The organism is Devosia sp. (assembly GCF_036406155.1).
In the GTDB taxonomy this organism is placed as follows: Bacteria; Pseudomonadota; Alphaproteobacteria; order Rhizobiales; family Devosiaceae; genus Devosia_A.
Genome location: NZ_DASWVV010000247.1, coordinates 1 through 3,670, shown reverse-complemented (window position 1 = coordinate 3,670; position 3,670 = coordinate 1). Strand labels below are relative to the sequence as shown.

Here is a 3,670-nt window from a genome sequence, read left to right as displayed (position 1 = left end):
GTGCCGATGGTGCCGCCCGGGACTTCCAGCGCGCCGACCAGCACCGCCAGCATCGTGCGGGCCCAGCAGCATTCGAAGCCGCCCCAGCCGTTGTTGACGGTCTTGCCGAGCGACACCGCGACCGGCCGGTACGGCATGGTCCGGCCGTCGATCTCGATCGTCTGGCCGACGCAGGCATGGTCCACGTACTCCATCGCCACCTGGCGGATGGTCGCGGCCTTGACGTCGCAGATGCCTTCGGCCCATTCCGGCGAATACGGCTGCATGTGCTCGAACAGGCGGCTGAACGCGGTCTCGCCCTGCAACACGCCGTCGGCGAGCACTTCCTCGTCGGGGCCGATCTCGACGGCGTCGGCCTCGTAGCGGCCGTCCAGCACCTCGGCGATGCCGGGCGTGTCGTGCGGCACCGCGCGGCGGGCGCCGCCGTCCCACACCAGCGGCTTGCGGGTGGCGCGGTCGCGCAGGTAATAGCCGTTCGGCCCGACGAGGTACGGCGACGCCGTGTGGCGGGCCAGGAACTCGATGTCGAGCCTGCCGCGCTCGACCTCGTGCAGCAGCACGTGGATCAGCGCGTACAGGAACGCCGCGTCGGTCTTGGGCTTGATCGGGACCCACTGCGCCGAACAGGCTCCGGTGACCGACAGGTGCGGCTCGACCTGCACCCGCTTCATGCCGCGCACCCGCGCCTTGGCATGGCGCCAGACGCCGGCCACCCCGCCGGACGCCTCGACGTTGGCGCCGCACGAGATCAGGTAGTTGCACAGCGGCGTGTCGGGCGCGACGATGAACGCGCGATGCCAGAACTCGCCGTACAGGTGCTCCGAGTGGTAGCACTTGACGCCCTGGCCCGAGCCCAGGCCCATGTCGACCGGCCCCCAGGCCCCCAGGAACGCCGGGAAGGTGCCCATGTACGACTGCGGCGTGCCGCCGCCGCCGAAGCTGGCAGCCACCCGCGGGTAGCCGGATTCATCGGTCAGGCCCGTGGTGCGGATGCCGTTGAGCTTGTCGGCGATGGTGCTCATCGCCTCTTCCCACGTGATCGGCACGAAGCCGGGATCCTCGCCGCGGCCCTTCTTCGGGTTCGTGCGCTTCATCGGGGCCAGCACCCGGTTGGGGTTGTAGGTCTTCTGCACCAGCCCGTAGGCCTTGACGCAGACCTTGCCGCCACCCGGGTGCACGGCTGCCGCGCAGAAATTCGGCTCCACTTCGGTGGCGACGCCGTCCTGCACCTTCACGGTGAGGAGGTCGGGGCCGGCGACGCACTGATAGCAGTACGTCGGCACGCGCTTGGCCGCGGAGGGAGCGTTCAGGACGGTCCCGCCTTCGCCGCCCAGGGTGGGTCCCATGGAAGTCCTTTCTTGCAATCGGTGCCGAGGCCCCGGATTCGCAACCGTCTGTCAGGAAAACAGTCTCAAAGGCCCTGGGCGCCAGCCGCAGGCTCGCCGCGCAGGCGCGCCGCGCGCAGCCGCGCCTCGGTGTAGCGGACGAGCGCCCGCGTGGCACGCTCGCTGGAGCGGAAGATGCAGACGCCCTGCTCCATCAGCTTGTCGGCCATCGGGTCGAACAGCGCGCCGCCGTCGATCACGCCGACGATGGGCTTGCGCGAGGCGGCGACCACCTTCGGCAGGGTCTGCACGATGCTCTCCGGGCTGTCGATGTCGAAGCCGGGCCGCGCGCTCTGCTTGAGCGACCTGACGACGGGCGACGTCGGGTCGAGTCCGGCGACCACGGCGTCGACGTCCGGCTCGGCGGCCATGGCCTCGATGCAAAGCTGATGAACCTCGTCGTCCGCCCCCGGGTTGATGTCGAACGGGTTCCGCACTTCCATGATCGCGTCGAGCTTCTTGGCGGCCAGGATCGTCATGAACCGATCCCGCGTCGATGGACTGATGGCGGCCAGCGACATGGAGAAGTCGCCGACCTGGGCGCTGTCGGCCATGGCCACCGTGTCGTACCCCGCGCCGGACAGGGCGCCGAGCCGCTTGCCGCCGACGACCTTGTCGGCCATGCAGTCCGAGAGGTAGAACAGGTCGCTGAACTCGCTGACGTCGCTGGCGATCAGCGCGCCGGCCTGCGTGAGCACGGCGTTGCACACTTCGTAGTCGCCGGCGATCGAGGCGGTGTGGCCCATCGCCGCCTTGCCGCCCGCCGCGGACTGTGCATTCTTGAAGATCACCACCTGCTTGCCGGCCAGGGTCGCCTTGCGCACGGCCCGCGCCACGGCCAGCCCGTCGAGGTCCTTGAACCCCTCGACGTACGCCCCGATCACGCGGATCTCCGGGTTGGCGGCGAAGCTTTCGATCAGGTCGCCGTGCGTCATGTCGTTCTGGTTGCCGATGGCGACCATGTACGCGGGGTCGAGCCACGGGTTCTTGGAAAGCCGCGTGACCAGGAACGCGCCGCTCTGGCTGATGAGCGCCGACGTGCGCTTTGCCTTCTTCTGCGTCCTGGGCAGGCGCTCCTCGGGAATGAACCAGGAGTCGAAGTTGCCGGGGTGGGAAATGATGCCCAGGCAGTTCGCGCCGGCGAACACCGGCCCGCGTCCCTCGCGCCGGGCGTTGTCGATCGTCTCCAGCATCCGGCGGGCCGGCTCGCGGCTCGCCTCGGTTTCGCCCATGCCGCCGGGAATGAGCAGCACCGATTCCGCGGCATCGGTCCTGATCACCTCGTCGACGACCTTGAAGGCGACGTCGGCGGTCACCGCGAGGATCAGCAGGTCGAGCTTTTGCTCCAGCGCGCCGAGACTCGTGGCGCAGCGCGCGCCATCGACTTCCTGGCCGTCTGGATTGATGACGAGCAGCCGCGACTTGTCATAGCCGGAGGCGATGATGTTCTTCAGGACGATCCGGCCGAAGTTCATGCGCGTGGCCGACGCACCCATGACGCCGATCGAAGCCGGGTGCAGCAGCTTGTCGATCTTGGCCTGCGGCCGCGGCGGACGGACGGGCTGCGGCCGCGCGATGCGGCAAAGGCCATCCAGTGCGACGAGCGAGCCGCCCGAGCAGGTGAAGGGGTTGACCTCCAGCTCCTCGACAGTGAAGTCGGTCTCGGGATTGCCCTGGGACAGGCTGTTCGCCAGGACCATGAAGCCGCCGAAGCATTGCACGAGGGCTTCATCCGTCACCAGCCGGCGGCCGCCCCGGGTCAGCCCGGCGAGCCTGCGGTAGCCGATGGTCGGCTTGAAGAGTTCCAGGAATTCCTCGGCCGTGGTCAGCGCCGTCGAGGCCGACACGACCGCCTGCCCGCGGCGGGCGCTGCCGGCAAGGAGCTCGGTGTCGACGCCGCCGATCCCCGCGGTGATGACCATGCCGAAGTCGCGCGTGTTCCGCAGGCCGATCAGGAGTTCGCTGCCGACGCCCGCGGCGTCGGCCTGGACGAACTCGGTGACCATCACGCCTGCGCTGTCCGCAAGCCCAGCCATCTTGCGGCTGGCGGCTTGCACCGCCGCCGGCTCCTTGGCCACGACGGCGACGCCGCCGACGTCCGACTTGTGGGCGATGCTGCTGGAAACGACCTTGACGACCACCCGGCTTCCCGGAAACGAGGCCAGGAGTTCATCCGACGGCTGCGCCCCGGCGGCGATCACCTCGTGCCTCGGCGTGGAGCCGATGCCGTAGCGCTTGTAGACGCGCTGCCAGTAGGGCCGCTTCTCGATCCCGGTCACCAGCGT

The 3,670-nt window shown here is 69.3% G+C and carries 1 protein-coding gene and 1 pseudogene; both read right to left on the bottom strand.

What is annotated here, in order from left to right; translation table 11 throughout:
* A pseudogene (locus VGD93_RS17120) lies at positions 1 to 1,346 on the bottom strand (molybdopterin oxidoreductase); the annotation flags it as partial.
* 65 nt (positions 1,347 to 1,411) lie between these two features.
* Positions 1,412 to 3,670, bottom strand: a 2,259-nt coding sequence (locus VGD93_RS17115) for an acetate--CoA ligase family protein (RefSeq protein ID WP_395013378.1), incomplete at its 5' end; no start/stop codon positions are given.